The following is a 23,856-nucleotide window of genomic DNA, read 5'->3' on the forward strand; positions in this document are numbered from 1 at the left end:
ACATAAAACAAAATCATAATTTCCGCCGCTTTATGCTCCGCGGTAAAGATCTTGTGTCAATAGAATGGGGATTATTGGCAATTGCACAAAATTTAAGAAAGAAAGCGGCCTAAAAAGACCGCTTTTTGATATTTTGAACTAAATATTGAAATATTATGAACTCTTTGCTCACAAGGTAGTCAAACCATGACGGATTCATTTAAAACTAAAAAAGCCGCCTCAATTATTTTGAGACGGCCCCTTTTTGCTTTAATATTATTTCTTGCTGCAAAAAGAAAACGGTAAATTGTGCGAGAAATAAAACAATTGAAATTCCATCTGATTCCTCATGAAAAAAACACAAGAATTAAGCAGTTTTTTTTATAGTCAATACTTCGCTGAAGGTCTTCGCATTACGCTAGGAACTATTATTCCAGTGATAGTGTGTGCTTTCTTAGGTGAATTTTTAATGGGAACTTTTATTTCCTTAGGAGCATTGATAGTAGGATTATCCGATACGCCTGGAGCACCTAGACACCGCAAGTGGGGAATGTTTTATTGTACCCTCGTTTCCATCTTTGCGATAGTTGTTACCGCATTGGCTAATGATTATATTTTCATCATGACCTTAGTGATTGCAGGATTTTCTTTCCTCTGTTCTATGCTTTCTGTATTCAATGCACGAGCAGCTACTGTGGGAATGATGGGAATTCTAATAATGCTGATTAACATCGATGCAAAATTCACCTTTCAAGAAGAGATGAATTATTTGGGACTATTCATCATTGGTGCGGTATGGTATATGCTAATCAGCTTTTCATTAATGCAAGTTCGCCCCTATCGATTAGCTCAGCAAGAACTTTCCGAGACTATTGTGCATGTAGGAGATTATTTACGATTAAAAGCTAATTTTTACGACCTAAATAAAGATGCAGAGGAAAATTACCTCAAACTCATTGAAAAGCAAATAAGTGTCAACGAGCACCAAGAAAATGTACGTGATATATTATTTCAAAGTAAAAGATCCATCAAAGACACGACAAAAGAAGGTCGTTATCTGACCTTAATCTTTAATGAAATGGTCGATTTGTTTGAGCAAAGTATGACCACGCATTATGATTATACCGAGATTCGAACTAAATATGCGATGTCAGGCATTTTGGAAGAAATTAAAATTATCATTGATAAAATGGCGCATGAATTGGACAATTTTGCCTATAAGATGCATGCGAACAAGCGTCCTATACCGTTATATGATTTCGAAAAAGAGATTGATAAATTAAGAATCCTTATCGAGGAATATGATGCACAGCAAAATGTTAATTCCATTCCACTAAAAAAAATTGTAATCAATATTCGCACGATTACCAAGCACATTCAAAATATTTATAAATATGTAGCTTTCAAAGCTGACGATATTACGAAAGAAGAAATCCAACAGTCAAACAAGTTTATCAATAGAGATATTCTGAATTGGCAGAATTTTAAAGACAATTTAAGTCTGCAATCCAGTGTCTTTAGGCATGCCCTACGAATGGCTATTGTATTATCTGGCACCTATTTCCTATTTAATATTTTCAATTATTCCAGCTTTACGACGTATTGGATTCTATTGACAATTTTAGTGATTTTAAAACCTGGTTTTGGATTGACTAAAGAAAGGAATTTGCAACGCCTTATTGGAACTATTATTGGAGGTATTATCGGGGGTATTATCTTAATAACCGTTCCGGATGTGACTATACGCTTTGCTATACTCATCTTTTTCTTTTTGATTGCGTATAGCCTTTTCCGTGTCAATTACATCATGGCGGTCATTTTTATGACACCTTATGTGCTGATCATGCTGAGCTTTTCGGGCGTAAACACTTTAGAGATGGCAAAAGAAAGAGTGTTAGACACATTTATTGGCGGTTCTATTGCCTTTTTATCGAGTTATGTAATATTTCCGAATTGGGAAAGTTTCCAGATTAAAAGCAATATGCGCCACTTACTTGTTGCAAATTATAAATACCTAGCGCAAGCTGTATTGATATTAGCGGACAAGAAAGTTTCTATCATTGATTACAAATTGGCACGTAAAGAAGTATACATTGCATCTGCCAATATGGGTTCTACTTTCCAGCGCTTGTTGACAGAACCTAAATGGCGCCAAAAACACACCAAAGAAGTTAACCGCTTTGTGATTCTAAACCACATTTTTTCGTCTTATACAGCTACCCTTTTGACACAAATTTATAATACAGAAAACAAGTATTACACCAAAGAACATATCAAATTATTGCTGAAATCCCTGACCTATCTTCAAATGGCAATAGAAGAGATTTCTACCGCTGATTCTTCTCCTGTAGATTTTATCAAATCATTGGACAAAAATTTTTCAGAATTATCAAATGATGATACCTTATTAATTACCGAACAATTACAATTTTTGACCAAAATTTCTGGAGATTTGCAAAAGAATGTAGCTACATTAGCTTCTAAAGAAATTTAACATAAAATGGATAATAGTATTTACGACGTAATAATTATAGGTGCTGGACCAATTGGAATTGCTTGTGGTATTGCTGCGAAAAATAATAATCTATCGCATTTAATTATTGAAAAGGGGTGTCTCGTTAATTCTTTGTACAATTATCCAATCAATATGACTTTCTTTTCTTCCTCGGAACGCCTTGAAATAGAAGAAATCCCTTTTGTGACAACAAATCCCAAACCCAAAAGAGCTGAAGCTTTAGAATATTACCGTCGCGTACATGATAAATATAAATTGAATACTTGCCTTTTCGAAGAAGTATTAGCTTGTAATAAAAACGAGGGCGTTTTTGAAATTAAAACTTCAAAAGCACAGTACATTGCTAAGCATGTAATTGTTGCAACAGGTTTTTATGATATCCCTATGTACTTAAATATACCTGGCGAAAATCTACCAAAGGTAAGTCATTATTATAAGGATCCGCACTACTATGCAGGAATGAATGTAGTAGTGGTTGGAGCGAGCAATTCTTCCATAGATGCGGCTCTTGAAACATATCGTAAAGGTGCAAAAGTTACATTAGTTGTTCGTGCAACTGATATCAGTCACCGTGTCAAATATTGGGTAAGGCCAGATATTTTAAATAGAATCTCCGAAGGCTCTATTGATGTGTATTTTGAAAGTAATTTGTCAGCAATCCGACAAAATGAAGTGGTAATCAGTACCCCAAAAGGTGATGTGACTATTCCCAATGATTTCGTGCTTGCATTAACAGGTTATAGACCTAATTTCGAATTATTGAGAAAATTCAGCATTAATGTTCCCGATGAAGAATGTATGATTCCCGAACACAATCCTGAGACAATGGAAACAAATATTGGAGGACTATATCTAGCGGGGGTAGTTTGTGGTGGATTAAATACACACCTATGGTTCATCGAAAATTCACGTATTCACGCAAAAATGATTATGGATTCCATTCTTTCGAAGAATTAAGCTCTAAGTCCAGCGACAAAAATTTCAGCCAACTTTTTCTGCATAGCCAGAATTTCATCAAATTCACATTTGTCTGGAATAAAATCATTTTTGAAGTCTTTCAATACAGACATACGCATACCTAAAGTACCAAAGACAAAAATGCGTGCCGTATCTTCCACATCTATCGGTTTCAATTCTCCAGAATCCACGCCTTTTTGGAAAACTTGTTCTACAGTTTTACGCTGACTTTCGAACGAATCAATTATTAATTTATCCAATTCTGTAGGAAGTTCTTTGCGCATAATGATGGTATATTCCAACAAATAGAAATATTTCTTTTTGAAATTCATGCTAATGTCCAATACAGAATTGACTCCATCCAATACATTTATCATGTTCGAAATAGAGTTTTCTATCAACCCTTGACACTCTTCGATCACATGTTCAAGAACAGCAGCATAAAGACTATTTTTATCTGGAAAATAATAATACAATAATGCTTTAGAAAAAGATAAGTCCTTCGCAATCTCCGCCATAGTTGTCTTTGCCATACCATAATGAGCAAAACGTCTTTTAGCGGTTTCTAAAATTCTTACTCTCTTTTCATCTGCATTATTAGCCATATTCAAATAAAATTTTTAGGTATTCATCCGCTTATACTATCTTTACAGCGAACTAAAGAATTTAAATATACTACATAAATTCATTAATATTCAGCAAAAGATCAAATTCAATAACGTGGAACTACAGAAAAATATTTTTTTAAAAGAGTACAATACTTTCGGTGTACAAGCAATAGCGAATCAATTTGTTGAAATACAAGACGAAAGACAGCTTATAGAATTATATAATTCTGGTATTTTCCAAAATAGATTTTTTGTCCTTGGAGGAGGAAGTAACGTGTTGTTTACAACCGATTTCGAAGGTACAATAATTAAAATTTCAAATAAAGGAATTCAACATTTTATTGAGGGGAATAATATATATATTACTGCAGCAGGTGGTGAAATATGGAATGATCTAGTATGGTATTGTGTCGATCATGGTTTCCCTGGTTTAGAAAACATGGCGTTGATCCCTGGTACAGTAGGTGCATCACCAATCCAAAATATCGGTGCTTATGGAACTGAACTGATGGATGTCATGTATACTTGTAGAGCTTTTGATACTTTGACAGGAGAATTCAAAACATTCACAAACAAAGAATGCGGCTTCTCCTATCGTGATAGCATATTCAAAAGTAAATACAAGGGTCGATATATCATTGTATCTGTAACCTACAAATTAAACCTTCATTCTGTAAGAAATACTTCTTACGGCGCTATTGAATCTGAATTAGCAAAACGAGGTATCAATAATCCTACGATGAAGGATGTAGCAGAGGTTGTATCTTTTATTCGTGTAGAAAAACTTCCAGATCCAAGTACTATTGGGAATGCAGGTAGTTTTTTCAAAAATCCAATTATTTCTAATTCCCAATTAAATGAGTTAAAACAATCATTTCCAAATATTGTTAAATATTCTATAGATGAGCAACACAGCAAAGTGGCTGCTGGTTGGCTAATTGAACAAGCGGGATGGAAAGGAAAAGAAATAGGCAATGTTGCAATTTGGAAAAATCAAGCGTTAGTAATAACAAATAAAGGAAACGCTACAGGTAAAGAAATTTTTCAAGTGTCACAAGAAATAATTGATTCGGTTTTTGATATTTTCGGTATAGAATTGGAAAGAGAAGTAAATATTTTATAAAAAAGTTTTCCACAATTCTTAAAAACTTTTTTTAATTAAAATTTAAAAAATGCTATTCTCAGTAGCAAAAATACGTTTTTTAATATTTTTTATTTATTATTAACAAAAATTTAATAAAAAGCGATAAAATTCTAGCACAGTGTTTGTAAGGTTTTTATTAACCGTAGTATTCTTTTTATAAATCTGAAGGCTACTTTTTTTAATTACAAACCTCAAGGCTATGAACAGAACAGAATTTAACACTTTGGTGATAGAACATTCAGATTCATTAAGATCGTATGCAAGAAATTTTACGAAAGATAGTGATGATGCAAATGACCTAGTCCAAGACACGCTGCTAAAGGCTGTCACTTATTTCAAAAACTTCAGGGATGGAACGAATCTTAAAGGTTGGTTATATACCATTATGAAAAACACCTTTATAAACAACTACCGTCGTATTACGAAGTCAAATAGCTTTATTACGAAAGAAGAAGAAATTTCTCCAGTAAATCTTGTCCATTCTGCTACTAAAAATCAAGGAGAAAACAAGTTCGTATTAGAAGACATTAACTGCGCACTTTCATCATTAGCAGAAGATTACTATACACCCTTTACGATGTATTTTGAAGGATATAAATATCATGAAATATCCGAACATTTGAACATTCCTATAGGAACAGTAAAAACCAGAATTCATGTTGCACGTAAAGTAATGAAAAAGACATTATCTACTTACAAGTACTAATATTTGTACATTTGTAAGATGAGCGATGATAACTTAACCGTATACACGAAATCACAATTAGCTTTACGAAATGGACAGGATAAACCCGAAATATGGGTTGGGTTTAAAGGATATATTTATGATGTCTCCGAAAGCAGATTATGGAAAAAAGGCATGCATTATGAGCATTGGGCAGGACAAGATCTGACAGAAGAGTTAGCAGATGCGCCACATTCAGAATCTGTCTTCGAAAGATTCAAAAAAATAGGGAGAATTGGATAACCAATCTGCCTATTTTTTTTTATATAAATACAATTACGCAATTTCAAACTTTGATAAAGCAACAAACTGTTGTAAACGAGCAGCAATCTCTTCTTGTGTAAGATTTTGTAAGCGCTCCGTACCGAATTTTTCTACGCAGAAAGACGCCATAGCTGATCCATAGATAATAGCATTTTTCATGTTATTAAAATTAATCGATTTCACTTTTGCCATATAACCTATAAAACCACCCGCAAAAGTATCACCGGCACCTGTAGGATCAAATACATCTGCTAAAGGCAATGCAGGTGCAGAAAAAATCTGACCTTCACCGAAAAGCAATGCACCATGTTCACCTTTCTTGATGATCAAGTATTTGGGCCCCATGTTCAAAATCTTTTCAGAAGCTTTTACTAAAGAATATTCACCAGAAAGCTGACGTGCTTCCGCATCATTAATAGTCAAAACATCCACTCGTTGCAAGACTTTTTTCAAATCTTCCAAAGCTACATCCATCCAAAAGTTCATCGTATCCAAAACCACTAATTTTGGTTTCTTTTCCAAACGTTCTAAAGTAATTAATTGCACTTGAGGAGTCAGATTACCTAACAATAAATATTCGCAATCTTGATAGGAACTAGGGATTTTAGGATCAAAATCTTCTAGAACATTTAATTCCGTGATTAAAGTATCACGTGAGTTCATATCATTGTGGTATTTTCCTGACCAAAAGAAGGATTTACCCCCTTTTACCACCTCTATTCCCTCGATATCGATTCCTTTGGATTGAATAATATCCATATTATTCCCAAAATCCTCTCCCACTACACTCACCAATTTCACATCATCATAAAGATTAGAAGCCGATAAGCCAGCGAAAGTAGCAGCACCTCCAACTATTTTATCAGTTCTACCAAAAGGTGTCTCTATCGCATCAAAGGCAACTGTCCCCACAATAACTAAACTCATTTTATTTTTTTATGAATAGTGTAATACCATATCGGCAATAACCGAAAATAACTGCTCCAATCTTTGGAATCGTCCCCCGTCATCCTCACAGCTGCTCACTTGAGCTATAGTAGATAACTACTAGGATTTTATAAATCAAGGTGCAAAATTAATCATTTAATATGTATTACCCAAGATATAAAGTATTTGAGTCAATGCAAATAAGTAAACGCTTTCGAGCATTATTTAAGTTTCTTCTGATTTCTTTGTTATTAAAGAACAATAACTTTATCTTGTTGTTTCAATATGGGCTTCAGGTCCAATCCCTCTACTAAGAGATATTTAAGTTATAAACGCATATGCCCATCATATAAACAAAAATTTATGAGAAAACTAGCACTACATTGGCAAATATTAATTGGAATTTTACTAGGAATATTCTTTGGCGTATTATCGATACAATTTAATGAAGGCAAAGAATTTGTTTTAGACTGGATAAAACCATTCGGTACTATATTCATAAATCTATTAAAACTGATTGCAATCCCTCTTATTATTGTATCGCTGATAAAAGGTATTTCAGATCTAAAAGATATTACACAATTGTCAAGCTTGGGGCTAAAGACTTTCGGATTATATATCAGCACCACCATAATTGCCGTATGTATCGGATTACTTTTAGTAAATCTAATCCAACCTGGATCTTTCATTACAGACAACACAAGACAAGAGATGTTACAGTCTTTTGGAGGTGAAATCAATCAGAAGGTGGATGAAGTCAACAAAATAAACGAACGAAGAGGCCCGCTACAAGTTTTGGTAGACATTGTTCCAGAAAATATATTTGCAGCAACATCCTCTAATAGCAATATGCTCCAAGTGATTTTTTTCAGTCTATTAGTTGGTATTGCTATGATTATGCTTCCATTAACTCAAATAGAACCATTGAAAAAAGTACTTGACGCAGCCAACGATGTCGTATTGAAAATAGTGGATATAATTATGCTATTTGCTCCATACGGCGTATTTGCTCTTATCGTGACACTAATTGCCGAAGCTCCCTCTACGGATATGTTTAAAGCCTTAAGCATATATGCCGTCACTGTTATCCTTGGCCTTTTAATCATGGTTTATTTAATTTATGGATCATTTATATATCTATTTGGCAAAAAAAATCCGTTAGAATATTTTAAAGCAATACTACCAGCACAGCTTCTGGGTATATCGACAAGTTCAAGTGCAGCCACCCTACCCGTGACAATGGAATGTGCAGAAGAGAATCTGAAGATACGAAAGGATGTATTGAGTTTTGTCCTGCCTATAGGTGCTACAATCAATATGGATGGGACTTGTCTTTATCAAGGCGTTGCAGCGGTATTTATAGCGCAGGTAATGGGATATGATCTTAATTTCTCGCAACAATTAAGTATTGTAGCCACAGCCACTTTAGCTTCTATTGGTGCAGCTGCAGTTCCGGGCACAGGAATTTTGATGTTGGTTATAGTCCTCGAATCAATAGGTGTAAATCCTGCGGGTATAGCTTTAATTTTTGCAGTTGATAGACCACTTGATATGCTACGAACTGCCACAAACGTGACCGGTGACTTAATGGTAGCTACCTTAATGAATAAAACAAAGCTATAGCATACTAAAATGAAAAAGCCGAATCTCTTAATGAGATTCGGCTTTTTAGCTCCTGAAGCTGGGCTCGAACCAGCGACCCTCTGATTAACAGTCAGATGCTCTAACCTGCTGAGCTATTCAGGATCATATTAGTAGGTTTTCCCTGCCAACGGCACAAAGATAACACTTGTCTTTATAGATTCAAAATGAATTTTAAAATTTCTTTGTTCCTTTTTAAAGCGGAAAAAACCTACAAAAAATCTATTAATTAACTTCTACTTCTGTTTTAGCTTTTTCGTAGCTCTCATTGTGTACACTTGCTACCGCTCTACCAGATGGATCATTCAAGTTTTGGAATGAAGCATCCCACAGTAAAGCTTCCGGTGTACTACAAGCTACTGATTTCACTGAAGGAACAGTTTTCGCTGCAGCTTCAGAAGGGAAATGCGATTCGAAAATCGATCTGTAGTAATATTCCTCTTTGTTTTTAGGTGTATTCACAGGGAAACGTGTAGCAGCCGCTGCAAACTCCTCATCTGTAACTTTAGATTCAGCCTGTGCTTTCAATGTATCGATCCAGCTGTACCCTACTCCATCAGAGAATTGTTCCTTTTGACGCCATGCAATACTTTCTGGCAAGTAGTCTTCGAAAGCCTTACGAACTACCCATTTTTCCATACGACCATCCTTAATCATTTTGTCTGCTGGATTCAACCGCATCGCTACATCCATGAATTCTTTATCCAAGAAAGGAACACGTCCTTCTACACCCCATGCTGCCAAAGATTTGTTTGCTCTCAAACAATCGTATAAATATAATTTTTTCAGTTTACGAACTGTTTCTTCGTGGAACTCCTGAGGATTTGGTGCTTTGTGGAAATACAAATAACCACCGAACAGCTCATCCGAACCTTCACCTGACAACACCATCTTTATCCCCATTGATTTGATAACACGAGCCAATAAATACATTGGTGTAGAAGCACGAACTGTAGTAACGTCGTAGGTTTCCAAGTGATAGATTACATCGCGGATAGCGTCCAAACCTTCTTGAATAGTAAAGTTGACTTCGTGGTGAATAGTACCAATATGATCAGCAGCTTTTTGAGCTGCTACTAAATCAGGAGCACCTTTCAATCCTACTGCGAATGAATGCAATTGTGGATACCAAGCTTCTTCCTGATCACCTGATTCAATACGTTTTGAAGCGAACTTTTTCGTAACAGCAGCAATTACTGATGAATCCAAACCTCCCGATAATAATACACCATAAGGCACATCGGACATCAATTGACGGTGCACAGCAGCTTCTAATGCATCGCGTAAATCATCAATGCTCGTCACATTATCCTTTACCGTTTCATAAGATTCCCAATCACGCTTATACCATTTCTGAGGTTCTAAACCTTCTTTGCTGTAAATATAATGTCCTGGAGGAAATTGTTCGACTGTAGTACAGAAACCTTCTAATGATTTCAATTCCGAAGCAACAAAAAATTGACCTTCATCATCACGACCATAGTACAAAGGAATAATCCCCATATGATCACGTGCTACGAAAAATGAATCTTCTCTTGAATCATATAATGCAAAGCCAAAAATTCCGCTTAGATCTTCGACGAAACTAGGGCCTTTTTCTAAGTACAAAGCTAATACTACTTCAGAATCTGAATTAGTAGCAAAATTATAATGTGGTAAGGAATTACGTAGTTCTTGATGATTGTAGATTTCACCATTAACTGCTAATACAACTTTCCCGTCAGGACTGTACAACGGTTGACTTCCTGATTTAGGATCTACAATAGCTAAACGCTCGTGCGCCAAGATAGCTTTAGATGAGCTGAAGATACCTGACCAATCTGGTCCGCGGTGACGAATACGTTTTGACATTTCTAATACTTGGGGTCTAATCTGCGACTCCTCTTGCACTAATTCAAATGCTCCAATAATACCACACATAATTTATATTTTTCTTTGAGTTATTTCTAAATTATTTAATAACACAAAATAACAGCTTTAAAAACAAAAATCATAACATTTATTGATTTTTATTGAAATTTTAACATTTTATACATGTTTTTTATAAAAATAAAATAAAACAAGTGTTATTAGCATATCAAATATGAAATTTTGAAAATTTCATTAAACAAAAAAGGCGTCAAAAATTTGACGCCTTTCAATATCTAAAGTTCTATTGGCTTAGTGATGCCCGTGAGCTTCTTCTTTACCACCAATTTGAACGTACAACTCAGAGACAATTTCTAATTGCTCTTTTGCGAATGAACGCAAAGCAGCATTAGTATTGTGAGTTAAACGAGTTAAATGATCTTTCACTGTTGCTAACTCATGCTGTGCATGGTGCGCATAATCAAAATGATCGTGCGCCTCATGTGCTACTGTAGCTGTATGTGCTGTAGAATCAGCTACCGATGCAGTATTAGCTTCTTCTTCGCCATGACCTTGAGGAATACCTTTGATTGGGAAATCAACTTGATTCGCTGTAGCTAAAGAATCTAAAGTAGGCAACAATTGTGTATAGAAAGCCTTTACTTTAGTCGCAATTTCTGTAGATTTTGCATCGCCAGATTTTTCAGCATATTCTGCGTATTTAACGCCATCTAATGCTGTTTCACCTACAACTTGAAAAAACGCGTAAGCATCTCCATCTACTAAAGATGTATGCGTGTATTTCAATTGATTTTCCTTAGCAGTATCATGTACGCATGAAGTCATCAATGAACTTGCACAGATTGCCGCAACAAATAATGTATTAAATTTCATGTTTATTCAATTTTTCCGAACACAAAAATATAAAATATCTGATAAAGATTCTTAAAACTTTCAGAATAAGTCTTATGCTAGGTTTCTACCTGCATTCACGACTCCATATATTGTTCGTCCGATGATTTTTCTATAAATTTCTTGTTGCTCTTCACTTAATCGATTATTGTCAATTGCGCGTATTGCATAGTGTTGAATAATCAAAAGCGGCAATACAATTTTCTCTCTCTCGAGAATAGAAGCACGCTCTACGGGATAATTTTCCATTAACACATTCGCATTGCTCAATTTTAATAAATATGCTTTTGTTTTTTCATATTCATCATGCAGCATTTTCCAAAAATCTCCAAATTCCTTATCGTCTTTCATGTATGCTGTAATGTCAAAATTAGATTTTGTCATCGACATCATACAGTTATCAACCAATGTATTAAAGAAACCTGACGTTTGGTACAAATTACGCACATACGACCACAAATTATTCTCTTCAGCCCATTGTAAAGCACTACCTACCCCAAAGAAACCTGGAATATTTTGCTTTAATTGACTCCAAGATGTTACAAAAGAAATCGCTCTCAAATCCTGCAATCTCAATTCTTTATCCGAATTACGTTTTACAGGTCTACTACTGATATTGATTGATGACAACGCTTTCAACGGACTCAATTTTTCTAAATATTTCAAAAATTGAGGATGATTACGCAAAGTCATAAATTTACGATGGCTTTCCGCAGCCATATCATCTATCACACTTTTTTGTTTCTCGGTCAATGTATCACTGCTATTTTGTTTGATCTCGGAAATCAAACCTGCATGCAACAATTGCTCAATATTATATTGCGCGGTATCCAATGATCCGTATTGACTACTGATGGTCTGTCCTTGAATCGTCAATTGAATATGTTTGTTTTCTATTTCGCCACCCATGGCTGCATAGAATCGCTGAGTCTTACCACCGCCACGTGCAGGAGGTCCACCACGACCGTCAAAAAACACTAAGTCTACATCGTATTCACGCGCTAATGCTGTCAATTCGATTTTTGCTTTATAAATGGACCAGTTCGCCATCAAATAACCACCATCTTTGGTACTATCTGAGAAACCTAGCATAATTGTTTGCATATTGCCACGTTTTTTCAAATGCGTTGCATAAGCTTTATTGGTATACAAAGCTTGCATTACACTACGCGCTCTAGACAAGTCATCTACGGTCTCGAATAAAGGAACAAAATCAATTGTTAGGGATTCTTTTTTCCATCCTTGCCACAAGAACAATTGCATCAATCCCAAAATATCAGAAGCTTGTTGGCAATTGGAAATTATAAAACGCTGTGCCGCGCGCTCACTTCCTGAGGCTTGAATATCTTTTAACAATCGGATTACACCTAAAGTATCCTGTACTAACGCATCAGCTTCTGTAGAGAAATCAAGTTGTTCTTCGTTGAATTTAAAAGCTTTTTGTTTCGCTTCTTCATCAAGATCTAAATCAGACTGTTTTAAACCTGTTTTGCCATCAAATGTTTCAACTAAATAACTAACTGTTTTTCTTAGTATGGAACTATCCTGACGAATATCCAATGTCGTGAAATAACATCCGAAAGTATTTACTTTACGAATTAAATCTTCCACTAGATTTACAAATAATCCATTGTGGTATTTGTACAATACATCCTTGATATTATTTAAATTCTCTAATATTTTGGATGTCTCGTCCACAGGATTCTCTACTGGGTTGAAACTATTATTGTACAACAACTCTTGAAGATTTTCAAGATATTGTTCGACACCACGGAAAGTAATTCTTCTTTTTACAACTCTAAAATCACGGTAATAACATCTAAAAAGTATAGTGCGCAACATTGTTGCTACTTTTTTCGTGCTTTCTACCGTCACATTTGGATTACCATCACGGTCACCTCCAGGCCAGAAACCTAATTCAATCAATTGTTTTACATCATCAGAAGGTAATTCTAATTCCGAATCAATTTTTGAATGAATACTTGAAGTAACTTTGTAGAACACATTTTCCAAATACCAAGCTAAACTTATAGCCTCATCCACCGGCGTAGGCTTTTGTTTTTTGATAAAAGGCGTTTTACCTAACTGCTGAAGCAACAAATTAATGTTTGGAATATCATTATTTTTGATAGCTTCAATTAAATCGTTAATAATACCCAACACAGGTCCTGGATAAAACTGCGTAGGATGTGCTGTCAAAACAAGACGAACAGAGAAGTCTTTCAATTTCTCTACGATGCGACTCTTCAACTTTGGATCAGTCTGCGCTAATTTGAACAAAGAATCCAAACCAGCCGTTTCATCTGTTTTTCCTAAAGCTTGAAAAGAAGAATCTTCAATCGCATCAAACAAAACAACCTGTCTTTCAATATATTGCACGATACGAAAAAGCAAATCCACTCGATCGCTTTCTTGTACATATTGCTCGTATTGGCCAAAAAAGCTATCAATAATATGCTCTGGCGCTAAATGTTGTTCAACACCTCTTTCACAATGCGCAGCAAAAAATGGCAACAAAGTACCTGTGTGCTTTACACGTTGAAATGGAAGTGTTAAAAACAAGCTTTTAAACAGGTCAAATCTTGTCAGTACCTCATTTTCAAATACAACTTGCTTTTGACTTAATTTCATTATGAATGTTATTAATATTTTGGTGTAGGTAAAAAAAATATTATCTGGCCCAAATGTATATAAAATTTATATTTTTTCAACCTTTTTTTTGCGAATATAAAATTAAAACAAGAGTTTTAATAAAAAAATAAAATTAAAACATAAATAAAGCAACCTTTTGGGTTGCTTTATTTTGATTCTTCAGCAGTCTCTTTTTTCTTTAGTCCATTTTTCCCTGGTCGTTTATTGCCATAAGATCCCATAATAATTTTTCCACGTCTTGTCTTTTTATCTCCTTTTCCCATAATTAAAACTGAATTAGTGAATATAAATTGATTACTTGAGATACTAATTTAATAATTATTAAAAACTAGAGCAAAAAAAAGCCTAGAAATATCTAGGCTTTTAAAAATATTATAAAGTAAAAGATTAACCTCTACTGTTGTAGTTAGGCGCTTCTTTCGTGATTTGAATATTGTGTGGGTGCGATTCTCTCAAACCTGCACCAGTAATACGTACAAATTGAGCTTCTTTTAATTTTTCAATGCTTGCCGCGCCACAATAACCCATTGACGCTCTCAAACCACCAATATATTGGTAAACAACTTCAGCCAATGTTCCTTTGTATGGTACACGGCCAACAATACCTTCAGGTACTAATTTTTTGATATCTGCTTCTACATCTTGGAAATAACGGTCTTTTGAACCTTTTTCCATAGCTTCTACAGACCCCATACCACGATAAGATTTGAATTTACGACCTTCTAATAAGATGGTTTCGCCTGGAGCTTCTTCAACCCCCGCGAACAATGAACCAGCCATAATTGTATCCGCACCAGCTGCAATTGCTTTCGCAATATCACCAGTTTGTTTGATACCACCATCCGCGATCAAAGGAACTCCCGTACCTTTTAATGCTTTAGCCACTTCATATACGGCGTACAACTGAGGAACACCTACCCCTGCAATAATACGAGTTGTACAAATCGAACCCGGACCAATACCGACTTTAACACCATCTGCACCTGCATCTGCTAATGCTTTTGCGGCAGCTCCTGTAGCAATATTACCCACAATTACTTGTAATTCTGGATATTTAGCTTTTACCTCTTTTAATTTATTGATTACACCTAATGAGTGACCATGTGCAGTGTCAATGGTAACGACATCCACACCTGCAGCCACCAAAGCATCTACACGATCAATAGTATCAGCTGTAACACCTACAGCAGCACCTACTAAAAGACGACCATGTCCATCTTTAGCCGCATTAGGATAATGTTTATATTTTTGAATGTCTTTAAAAGTAATAAGTCCTTTTAGTACATTATTACCGTCTACAACTGGTAATTTTTCAATTTTATAATTTTGAAGGATTTCTTCAGCTTTCACTAAGTCTGTTCCTATTGGAGCTACAACAAGATTATCTTTAGTCATTAATTCCTTAATAGGCTTAGTCATATCTTTTTGGAAACGCAAATCACGATTTGTGACGATACCTACCAATTTACCTGCGCCATCAATAACTGGAATACCTCCTATTTTGTGCTCTTTCATAATACTGAAAGCATCACCAACAGTCGCATTCTCTAATAAAGTAACAGGATCTTGAATCATACCGCTTTCCGAACGTTTCACTTTACGTACTTCAGCAGCTTGTTGTTCGATCGTCATATTCTTGTGCAACATACCGATACCACCTGCTTGTGCTATAGCAATAGCCAAATCAGATTCAGTAACAGTATCCATTGCAGCTGATACTAAAGGAATATTTAATTTGATTTTGCGTGTTAGATAAGTACTAGTATCTACGTCTCTAGGTAATATTTCTGAATAAGCTGGTATTAATAATACATCGTCATAAGTAAGACCTTCAGCTACGAATTTTTGTGGATCTAATTGCATGGCAAATACCTTTCTTGGGTTTTCTATTTGCCGGACAAAGATACAAAATAATTTAATAATTACTAATAAAAAATACTTATCTATCCTTACAACATTATAATTTAATTTTCAAATGACATGAATTTAAGAGAAGGATAATAAGTACAAAAAATTAAAATCCCATTTTTAATATTAACCTATACGTAGTTTTCAAATACTTTGGCAACATATTTGCTTTATCACAATAAAAATTAAACACTGAACTCAGGATTGACCTCAAGTTCGTTCTTAAAAACAAGTTATAGATTATGAAAAAAGTATTTTTATCTTTAATTGCAGTGGGTGCCTTGACTTTCGGAGCTAATGAAGCAAAAGCACAAACTCCTTTCAAATCAGCACTAGGTGTTGTATTCGATGGTAATGATGGTGCTAACGTAGGTATCCAATACAAAACAGCTTTAAATGGTCCACAAGCATTGCAATTGCAAGCAGCATTTGGTGATCATTGGGTAACTTTAGGTGGTGACTGGCAATACGAAAGACCTATCAATGGAGCTGATGGTTTACACTGGTACGCGGGTGTTGGTGCACAAGTAAATATCTGGACAGGAAAAGGTGATAGCGATACTGGTTTTGGATTAAGACCTCAAATTGGTTTAGAATACAAAATCCCTACAATTCCATTTGCTATGCACTTAGATTATAAACCTTATTTAAGATTAAACAATGATGCACATTTCCATGGAGATGGCTTTACATTTGGTATTAAATACGTTCTTAGATAAGAAATAAGCTAAAAAAGGGAATCAAATGGTTCCCTTTAATATTTTTTTTCTTTCCTGTAACTATATAATCCTTATATAGTTAATCTCTTCATTCCTTTGTTTTCTTTCTGTATTTTTTTTATACCTTTGCGAATCTTGGTAAATATTTTTATCATTACATCGTAATAAAAACATAAACTATATCAAATTAATAGACGAATAAGAAAATGCAGAGCAAAGGGCTGATTAAATTTTTGGTAGCCGTATTGACAGTAGCCTGTCTCTACGCGTTATCATTTACATTTGTTACTAGGAAAGTAGAGCGAGATGCTGAAGCTTACGCAGGTGGCGATATTGCCAAAGAAAAAGCGTATTTAGATTCTATCGCTGGGGAAGTAGTGTATAATTTAGGCGTAGCTAAATTTACCTACAGAGAATGTAAAGCACAAGAGTTGCCTTTGGGTCTTGACCTTAAAGGCGGTATGAACGTAACAATGGAAATTTCATTGGATGAGTTGATTCGTAACTTAGCGAACAATCCAAAAGATGAAAAATTCAACAATGCGTTAACTACAGCAATTCAAAAAAGTAAATCAACTAATACATCTATTGTTGATTTATTTATAAACGAATATAAAGCAAGTGGTGCTTCTGCAACATTAGCTTCATTCTTTGCTACTAAAGATAATTCAAACTTTATTTCTAACAACAGCTCAGAAGCTGACGTAAAGAAATTCTTACAAATAGAAGCAGATAATGCTATCCAAAATTCATTTAAAGTATTACGTACACGTATTGATAAATTTGGTGTAGCATCTCCTAATATCCAAATTCAACAAGGTACAAACCGTATCTTAATCGAATTACCAGGCGTAAACGACGCGGATCGTGTTCGTAAATTATTACAAGGATCTGCTAAGCTAGAATTCTACGAAACTCATGACAACGGTCAGATTTATCCTCTTTTAGATAATATAAATAGAACTTTAGCTTCTTCATTAAAATCTACTGAGAATACAGTAGCTAAAGCGGATACAGCAGCAACGGATACAACTAAAAAAGAAAACTTATTAGCGAATTTAGGTGGTAACAAAGCTGCTAAAACAGATTCATCTGCTGCAGTAGCAAACATGGCTGCTCAAAATCCATTATTCAGCGTGTTGATGCCTTCTATCTATCAAACTCCTGATGGTCAACAACAGTTAGCTCCAGGTGCACAGATAGGTATCGCTGCTTTGAAAGATACAGCTAAAGTAAATGCTTATTTTGAAAGACCTGAAATCAAAGCGTTAATCCCTGCTAACGTAAAATTATTGTGGGCAGTAAAACCTGAACAAAGTGCTAGCTTATTATCGTTATATGCTATCAAAGTTGGCGCTGGAGAAACAGGTTCAGTATTATCTGGAGATGTAATTACAGATGCCAGAGATGAGTTTGATCCTCAAACTAACTCTCCTGTAGTAAGTATGAAAATGAACTCATATGGTGCTAAAGAATGGAGAAGAGTTACGGCTAAAGCATCTCAAAAGAAAGAAGCTATCGCTATCGTATTAGATAATGTAGTATACTCTGCCCCTACTGTACAATCAGAAATCGCAGGTGGTAACTCATCAATTTCGGGTAACTTCACTATTGAAGATACAAAAGACTTAGCTAACGTATTAAAATCAGGACGTCTTCCGACTACTGCTAAAATCGTTGAAGAAGCTATCGTAGGACCTTCTTTAGGTCAAGCTGCTATCGACGCTGGTTTGAATTCATCATTAATCGCTGTTGTAGTTGTAATGTTGTTCATGGTAGCGTATTACAATAAAGCAGGTTGGGCTGCAAACATTGCCGTTATTTTTAACGTATTTTTCTTATTAGGAATTTTAGCCTCCTTGAATGCGGTATTGACACTCCCTGGTATCGCGGGTATAGTATTGACAATGGGTACAGCGGTAGATGCCAACGTCCTTATCAACGAACGTATTCGTGAAGAAATCCGTGGAGGTAAAAGTATTCGTCAAGCTATCGCAGATGGCTACAAGCACGCTTTACCATCTATCTTAGATGGTCAGATTACGACTTTCTTAGTAGGTGTGGTATTATTCTTCTTCGGATCAGGACCTATCTTAGGTTTCGCTACTACCTTGATGGTTGGTATTATTACATCATTATTTACTTCAATCTTTATCTCTCGTTTGATTTTCGAATTCATGCTTGAAAGAGATATGAAGATTAATGTATCTTTCCCTTGGTCAGCAAACACGTTATTGGGTGCGAATTTCCAATTCATCAAAAAACGTAAATTATTTTATACAATTTCGATAATTGCAGTTGCTGTATCCTTGATTTCTATCTTCACAAAAGGATTTAGTTGGGGTGTGGACTTCCAAGGAGGTCGTACGTACACGGTACGTTATGAGCAACCAGTTAACTTGGAAGAAGTTCGTAAAAACTTAGATAACGAATTCAAATCCACTACAGAAGTAAAAACTTTTGGTAGTGCGAATCAAGTTCGTGTTACTACCACTTATCATATCACAGAAACTTCGGATGAAGCGGATGCAGAGGTATTAGCTAAATTGAATACTGGTTTAGAAAAAATTTCGGGTAATAAATACGAAATCTTATCTTCTCAAAAAGTTGGTCCTTCTATCGCTTCAGATATTACTGATAGAGCGGCTTGGTCAGCAATTATCTCTATATTAATTATTGCTGTTTATATTTTTGTACGTTTCCACAAATGGCAATATTCAGTAGGTGCTGCTGTTGCAACTATTCACGATGGTATTATCTTGTTAGGTTTATTCTCTTTATTAGATGGAATAGTACCTTTCTCATTAGATATAGACCAACACTTTGTAGCTGCATTCTTAACAGTATTGGGTTACTCCGTGAATGACACCGTGGTTGTATTTGACCGTATCCGTGAAGATATTAACAAATCATTAGGTACAAATAAATATTTTGGAGATGTAGTGAATCACGCGATCAACACGACTCTTTCTCGTACGATTATTACGTCTTTAACAATTATATTCGTATTGGTAGTGTTGTTTATCTTCGGTGGTGAAGTAATCAGAGGATTTGCGTTTGCAATCTTAGTAGGTATCGTAGTTGGTACTTATTCATCTATTATCTTGGCTTCACCTGTTGTTTACGATTTAGGTAAAAACAACAACAGTATATCTAAACCAAAAGCTGTAGAACCAAAAGTTGTTACTCCATAATTTTAACAACTTCAAAAATAAAACTAAGGGCTATCCATTTGGATAGCCTTTTTCGTTTATCACAAATTCATCATAAATAGATAGTTTTCCTGAAGACCGTGTTATTTTTTATAGATTTGTGTAAAGAACTATTTATATGAAAAAAATGATGATCTCAACTCTAATATTAAGTACTATTCTTGGATTTTCGAGTTGTTCTAATTCTACTAACAATACGAATACAGCTACTGAAGTAGAAAATCATGAAGGCCATGATCACAGTGGACACGATCATAGCACACACAGTCCTGAAGCCACTACAGCAGAAGCGCAACAACAGACAGTAGAGGAATTATCTCAAAAAGCCCCAGCTCCTGTCTTGCCAGAATTCACCTTCTATAAAGTAAAATCAGGCATCAGCTATACACAGCAGGACATTCCAAAGGGCAAAAAATCAGCTTTCATATTATTCGATCCAAGCTGTGGCCATTGTCAATTGGAAGCAGGACAAATCGCTAAAAATTACGCCAAGCTTAAAAATATAAATATCTATTTCGTTTCGATGAATGATCCAGCATTGATGGCAAATTTCTTAGAAACTTTTGGAAAAGAATTGGTTGGCAAGCCAAATGTTGAAGTGTTATACGACAAAAACCAAGATTTCATCCAAAAAATTCACGTTCCTAAGCAATTCCCAGCTAACTATGTTTACACAGCTGAAGGAAAATTACAGTCTTATTGGGATGGTGATCGCAAAATCGAAGAAATCATAAAAGAATACACAAAATAAAATCAATGAAAATAGCAATAAATGGTTTTGGTCGAATTGGAAGACACACGCTTCGCAATTTGCTAAAGCGAAATTTAGAAAATATTGATGTCGTTGCTATTAATGATTTAACAAGTACATCTACCTTAGCTCATCTATTCAAGTATGATTCAGTGCATGGGCCTTTCGAAGGGAAAGTGACCTTTGATGAAAAATACCTGTATATTAATGAGCATAAAATTTTAGTGCCCCAGGAGAAAAATCCTGCGGATCTACCTTGGGGAAATTTGAATATTGATGTTGTTGTAGAGTCCACCGGGCATTTTACAACAAAAGAAAAAGCATCACAACATTTGGAGGCTGGAGCTAAACAAGTCATAATTTCAGCACCATCTCCAGATAAGGAAGTACCAACAGTCGTATTAGGCATTAATGACCAAGATTTCGATTGGAATACTCCCCTATTTTCAAATGCTTCTTGTACAACCAACAATGTAGCACCTTTAGTAAAGATTTTAGATGAAAACTGGGTTATCAATGACGGCTATATTACGACAGTGCATTCCATGACAGGTGATCAGAATTTACATGATGCTCCTCACCGTGATTTGCGTAGAGCACGTGCTGCATCTTCTTCTATCATTCCTACGACTACAGGAGCTGCTAAAGCTATTACCAATGTATTTCCGCATTTAGAAGGTAAATTAGGTGGAGCAGGTATCCGAGTACCGGTTTTGAATGGTTCTTTGACGGATTTTACCTGTACATTGAGTAAAGAAACTACGGTAGAAGAAATCAACAAAAAATTCAAAGTTGCTGCTGCGAACGAACTAAAACAGGTACTTTATTATACAGAAGACCCCATAGTTTCTGTGGATATTATTAACAATCCATATTCTTGTGTCTTTGATGCGCAGTTAACATCTATTGTAGGTGGTTTGGTAAAAGTAGTGGGTTGGTACGATAATGAATTTGGATATTCTAACCGTCTTGTGGATATTTTAGAGAAATTAAGCAAAAGATGATACGTTTTATTTCTGCAGAGCAAACACTCCCTTTGCGCTCTTTAGTCTTACGAAACGGATTTCCAGAGGCAGAATGTATGTTTGATCATGATACATTACCCACAACCTTCCATCTAGGATATTATAACGAAGAAATTGAGTTAACTTGCATCTTAACTTGTATGAAGGAAAATCACGGTAAACTTCCGAAAGATGCTTATCGTCTTCGTGGAATGGCTACACATCCCGATCATAGACGCAAAGGCTATGCTGCTGAATTGCTGAATGCTTGTATCTCACATCTTCAAAATCAATTGGGTATAGCATACCTATGGTTCAATGCTCGCACAATAGCATTTCCTTTCTATGAAGCTTTAGGATTCGAATTTATGTCCGATGAGTTTGATATTCCAGGCATCGGTCCTCATCGTGAAATGTTTAAATATATTGGATAAACAAAAAAGTCATTTCATTGGAAATGACTTTTTTGTTTACATCTCCCCTTCCACGCCTAAGCCGAATAAAGCGAAATCATATTTTACAGGATCCGATTCATCCAATTGATACAAATTTTCCGATAATTCAACAGCAGCCTTCCATTGCAATTTCTCCAATGTTATTAAATGGAATTTACGTGCTACACGCTCTACATGTACATCACAAGGACATATCAATTGGGATGGCGCAATTCTATTCCATATTCCAAAATCTACGCCCTTATCATCCTGGCGAACCATCCAGCGCAAAAACATATTTAATCGCTTACATGTGGACTTTTGAGCAGGTGAACTCACATGTTTTCTCGTCCGTAATGGAAAATCTGGTAGCGAAAAGAAATAGAGTTTGAATTCATTTAAAGACTTTTCTATGGAAATTTCTGATGGTTTCAAATTTTCCTGCCCTATTAGAAAAGCGTCTTCCAAGGAATCAAAACGGCTGTAGTGATAACGAAAGAATTCTACAAAATAAAGCAGATCCGTATCATTGAACGTACGATGTTTAAAGCCCAACAAAGATCTCAAATCTTCCTCCTTGTGATTCATAATAAAATCATATGGACTTCCGCCCATTCGCTCGATCAACTCCTTACACTTATTAATAATGGTTTTTCGTTGTCCCCAAGCTAATATCGATGCGATAAAGCCCATAATTTCTATATCCTGCTTTTTAGTAAAAAGATGCGGGATACAAATCGGATCATTGGGTATAAAATTCGGTTGATTATATTCCTCAACCTTGCTATCCAAAAATTCTTTAAGATTAAAATCTGACATTTTATTTTACTAAAGCCACTTCAAATATATGTCCATTTCGCTGACCATGCTCTTGATTTCGCATTTGTAACTGACCTTCATAGCAAAGTTGCTTTAATCGTTCTATTAAAAAATAATCACCTATTCCATTAGAATTATATCCATTATACATATTACCAATGGTTAATCCAATTACTTTGAAGGAAAACTGAAATTCAGGAGTACAATGCGCTATTAATATATCATCAAAATATGTAATATTTGATTCTTCTATCTCATTTTGATTATTTAAAATTCTCAAATTGGAGTTGTTTCTTAAATACTTCTCCCAACTTTTTTCAAAAAATAGCTTTTCATTATTAGTTATTAATCTAAAATATTGTTTTGCAAGCTGTATGTTTTCCGATGTACAGACATACAATGAAAACAATTTTGCATCATATCCATTATGGTTATTAAAAGAAATATTTTCCCAATCGACTGTGTAAATAGAGATTTTTTTATCCTTCAAAAAATTTAATGTAGCTGCTTTCCATATGTATTCATTACCATCATCACCTAGCCACATATAAACAGTATCTAATGAAGTTATTTCACTTAGTTTGTCAGCGAGTTCCTTGCTTTTTATCTCTCTGTGATAGTAAGAATCAGGTTCTTGAAAAAATTCTTCAAACCAATTAATACGTTCATTAATTCCTTTTAATGTCTTTAAATCATACAAAGGACCTAATACTAATGTATCTAATAAAGTAATTAATTTAATATTCTCATTTGATAAATCAATAACATCGCTTATCATTAAATTATTTAATGAATTTTCGCCATAAACGATATGATATTCTTTTACCATATTATTAGT

At 35.0% G+C, this 23,856-nt stretch carries 21 protein-coding genes and 1 tRNA gene; 12 read left to right on the plus strand and 10 right to left on the minus strand.

The window, feature by feature from the left end; genetic code table 11:
- The 3 genes from H8B04_RS08420 to H8B04_RS08430 form a co-directional block, all read left to right on the plus strand.
- Nucleotides 1-113 (plus strand): transposase (locus tag H8B04_RS08420; protein ID WP_190302066.1); only part of this gene is annotated, 113 nt, incomplete at its 5' end.
- Between the two features lie 215 nt (nucleotides 114-328).
- Complete coding sequence (locus tag H8B04_RS08425) at nucleotides 329-2,473, plus strand: FUSC family protein (RefSeq protein ID WP_190302067.1); 2,145 nt, start codon at nucleotides 329-331, stop codon at nucleotides 2,471-2,473.
- A 6-nt stretch (nucleotides 2,474-2,479) separates the two neighbouring features.
- A complete protein-coding gene (locus H8B04_RS08430) occupies nucleotides 2,480-3,451 on the plus strand; it encodes a YpdA family putative bacillithiol disulfide reductase (protein WP_190302068.1) in 972 nt (323 codons plus the stop codon).
- Here the strand turns inward: H8B04_RS08430 and H8B04_RS08435 are convergent.
- Nucleotides 3,448-4,056, minus strand: coding sequence for a TetR/AcrR family transcriptional regulator (locus tag H8B04_RS08435; protein ID WP_190302069.1), 609 nt, complete (start codon nucleotides 4,054-4,056; stop codon nucleotides 3,448-3,450). The genes H8B04_RS08430 and H8B04_RS08435 overlap by 4 nt on opposite strands.
- Before the next feature lie 115 nt (nucleotides 4,057-4,171).
- On the opposite strand from H8B04_RS08435, the gene murB reads away from it, so the two are divergent.
- The 3 genes from murB to H8B04_RS08450 all read left to right on the plus strand — a co-directional run bounded on the left by murB (nucleotide 4,172) and on the right by H8B04_RS08450 (nucleotide 6,170).
- The gene (murB, locus tag H8B04_RS08440; protein WP_165290843.1) at nucleotides 4,172-5,182 is read left to right on the plus strand and encodes a UDP-N-acetylmuramate dehydrogenase; all 1,011 of its coding nucleotides are present in this window, start codon (nucleotides 4,172-4,174) and stop codon (nucleotides 5,180-5,182) included.
- Nucleotides 5,183-5,402: 220 nt separating this feature from the next.
- A complete protein-coding gene (locus H8B04_RS08445) occupies nucleotides 5,403-5,909 on the plus strand; it encodes an RNA polymerase sigma factor (protein WP_165290844.1) in 507 nt (168 codons plus the stop codon).
- Between the two features lie 18 nt (nucleotides 5,910-5,927).
- Entirely contained in the window at nucleotides 5,928-6,170 is a 243-nt protein-coding gene (locus tag H8B04_RS08450; protein ID WP_190302070.1) for a cytochrome b5 domain-containing protein, read from the plus strand.
- A gap of 33 nt (nucleotides 6,171-6,203) precedes the next feature.
- Here the strand turns inward: H8B04_RS08450 and H8B04_RS08455 are convergent, their stop codons facing one another.
- Complete coding sequence (locus H8B04_RS08455) at nucleotides 6,204-7,118, minus strand: PfkB family carbohydrate kinase (RefSeq protein WP_165290846.1); 915 nt, start codon at nucleotides 7,116-7,118, stop codon at nucleotides 6,204-6,206.
- A gap of 363 nt (nucleotides 7,119-7,481) precedes the next feature.
- On the opposite strand from H8B04_RS08455, the gene H8B04_RS08460 reads away from it, so the two are divergent.
- Complete coding sequence (locus H8B04_RS08460) at nucleotides 7,482-8,741, plus strand: dicarboxylate/amino acid:cation symporter (RefSeq protein WP_190302071.1); 1,260 nt, start codon at nucleotides 7,482-7,484, stop codon at nucleotides 8,739-8,741.
- A gap of 49 nt (nucleotides 8,742-8,790) precedes the next feature.
- On the opposite strand, the gene H8B04_RS08465 is transcribed toward H8B04_RS08460, so the two are convergent.
- From H8B04_RS08465 to guaB, 6 genes are all read right to left on the minus strand, one after another.
- Nucleotides 8,791-8,864, minus strand: a tRNA-Asn gene (locus H8B04_RS08465).
- 120 nt (nucleotides 8,865-8,984) lie between these two features.
- The gene (gene asnB, locus H8B04_RS08470; protein WP_190302072.1) at nucleotides 8,985-10,679 is read right to left on the minus strand and encodes an asparagine synthase B; all 1,695 of its coding nucleotides are present in this window, start codon (nucleotides 10,677-10,679) and stop codon (nucleotides 8,985-8,987) included.
- A gap of 240 nt (nucleotides 10,680-10,919) precedes the next feature.
- Nucleotides 10,920-11,501: a hypothetical protein gene (locus tag H8B04_RS08475; protein ID WP_190302073.1), complete on the minus strand. Its 582-nt coding sequence runs from the start codon at nucleotides 11,499-11,501 to the stop codon at nucleotides 10,920-10,922.
- A 72-nt stretch (nucleotides 11,502-11,573) separates the two neighbouring features.
- Nucleotides 11,574-14,150, minus strand: a complete 2,577-nt coding sequence (locus tag H8B04_RS08480) for a phosphoenolpyruvate carboxylase (RefSeq protein WP_190302074.1) — start codon at nucleotides 14,148-14,150, stop codon at nucleotides 11,574-11,576.
- Between the two features lie 167 nt (nucleotides 14,151-14,317).
- Entirely contained in the window at nucleotides 14,318-14,434 is a 117-nt protein-coding gene (locus tag H8B04_RS08485) for a 30S ribosomal protein THX (RefSeq protein ID WP_165292614.1), read from the minus strand.
- 124 nt (nucleotides 14,435-14,558) lie between these two features.
- Complete coding sequence (gene guaB / locus H8B04_RS08490; protein ID WP_165290853.1) at nucleotides 14,559-16,034, minus strand: IMP dehydrogenase; 1,476 nt, start codon at nucleotides 16,032-16,034, stop codon at nucleotides 14,559-14,561.
- Between the two features lie 287 nt (nucleotides 16,035-16,321).
- Between guaB and H8B04_RS08495 the strand changes: the two genes are divergently transcribed.
- The 5 genes from H8B04_RS08495 (at nucleotide 16,322) to H8B04_RS08515 (ending at nucleotide 22,199) form a co-directional block, all read left to right on the plus strand.
- A complete protein-coding gene (locus H8B04_RS08495; RefSeq protein ID WP_190302075.1) occupies nucleotides 16,322-16,798 on the plus strand; it encodes a hypothetical protein in 477 nt (158 codons plus the stop codon).
- A 206-nt stretch (nucleotides 16,799-17,004) separates the two neighbouring features.
- Nucleotides 17,005-19,992, plus strand: a complete 2,988-nt coding sequence (gene secDF / locus H8B04_RS08500; protein ID WP_190302076.1) for a protein translocase subunit SecDF — start codon at nucleotides 17,005-17,007, stop codon at nucleotides 19,990-19,992.
- A gap of 145 nt (nucleotides 19,993-20,137) precedes the next feature.
- Entirely contained in the window at nucleotides 20,138-20,761 is a 624-nt protein-coding gene (locus H8B04_RS08505; RefSeq protein WP_223815334.1) for a TlpA family protein disulfide reductase, read from the plus strand.
- 5 nt (nucleotides 20,762-20,766) lie between these two features.
- Nucleotides 20,767-21,765 carry a type I glyceraldehyde-3-phosphate dehydrogenase gene (gene gap, locus H8B04_RS08510; protein WP_165290857.1) on the plus strand — a complete coding sequence of 333 codons (999 nt, stop codon included), beginning with the start codon at nucleotides 20,767-20,769 and terminating at the stop codon, nucleotides 21,763-21,765.
- On the plus strand, nucleotides 21,762-22,199 hold the full coding sequence (locus H8B04_RS08515; RefSeq protein WP_165290858.1) for a GNAT family N-acetyltransferase: 438 nt from the start codon (nucleotides 21,762-21,764) through the stop codon (nucleotides 22,197-22,199). The genes gap and H8B04_RS08515 overlap by 4 nt, the downstream gene beginning before the upstream one ends.
- 36 nt (nucleotides 22,200-22,235) lie before the next feature.
- Here the strand turns inward: H8B04_RS08515 and H8B04_RS08520 are convergent, their stop codons facing one another.
- Complete coding sequence (locus tag H8B04_RS08520) at nucleotides 22,236-23,018, minus strand: TIGR02757 family protein (protein ID WP_165290859.1); 783 nt, start codon at nucleotides 23,016-23,018, stop codon at nucleotides 22,236-22,238.
- Between the two features lies 1 nt (nucleotide 23,019).
- Nucleotides 23,020-23,847 carry a DUF3658 domain-containing protein gene (locus H8B04_RS08525; protein ID WP_190302077.1) on the minus strand — a complete coding sequence of 276 codons (828 nt, stop codon included), beginning with the start codon at nucleotides 23,845-23,847 and terminating at the stop codon, nucleotides 23,020-23,022.
- Nucleotides 23,848-23,856: the final 9 nt, after the last annotated feature.

Source organism: Sphingobacterium litopenaei, from assembly GCF_014692495.1.
GTDB classification, from domain to species: domain Bacteria; phylum Bacteroidota; class Bacteroidia; order Sphingobacteriales; family Sphingobacteriaceae; genus Sphingobacterium; species Sphingobacterium litopenaei.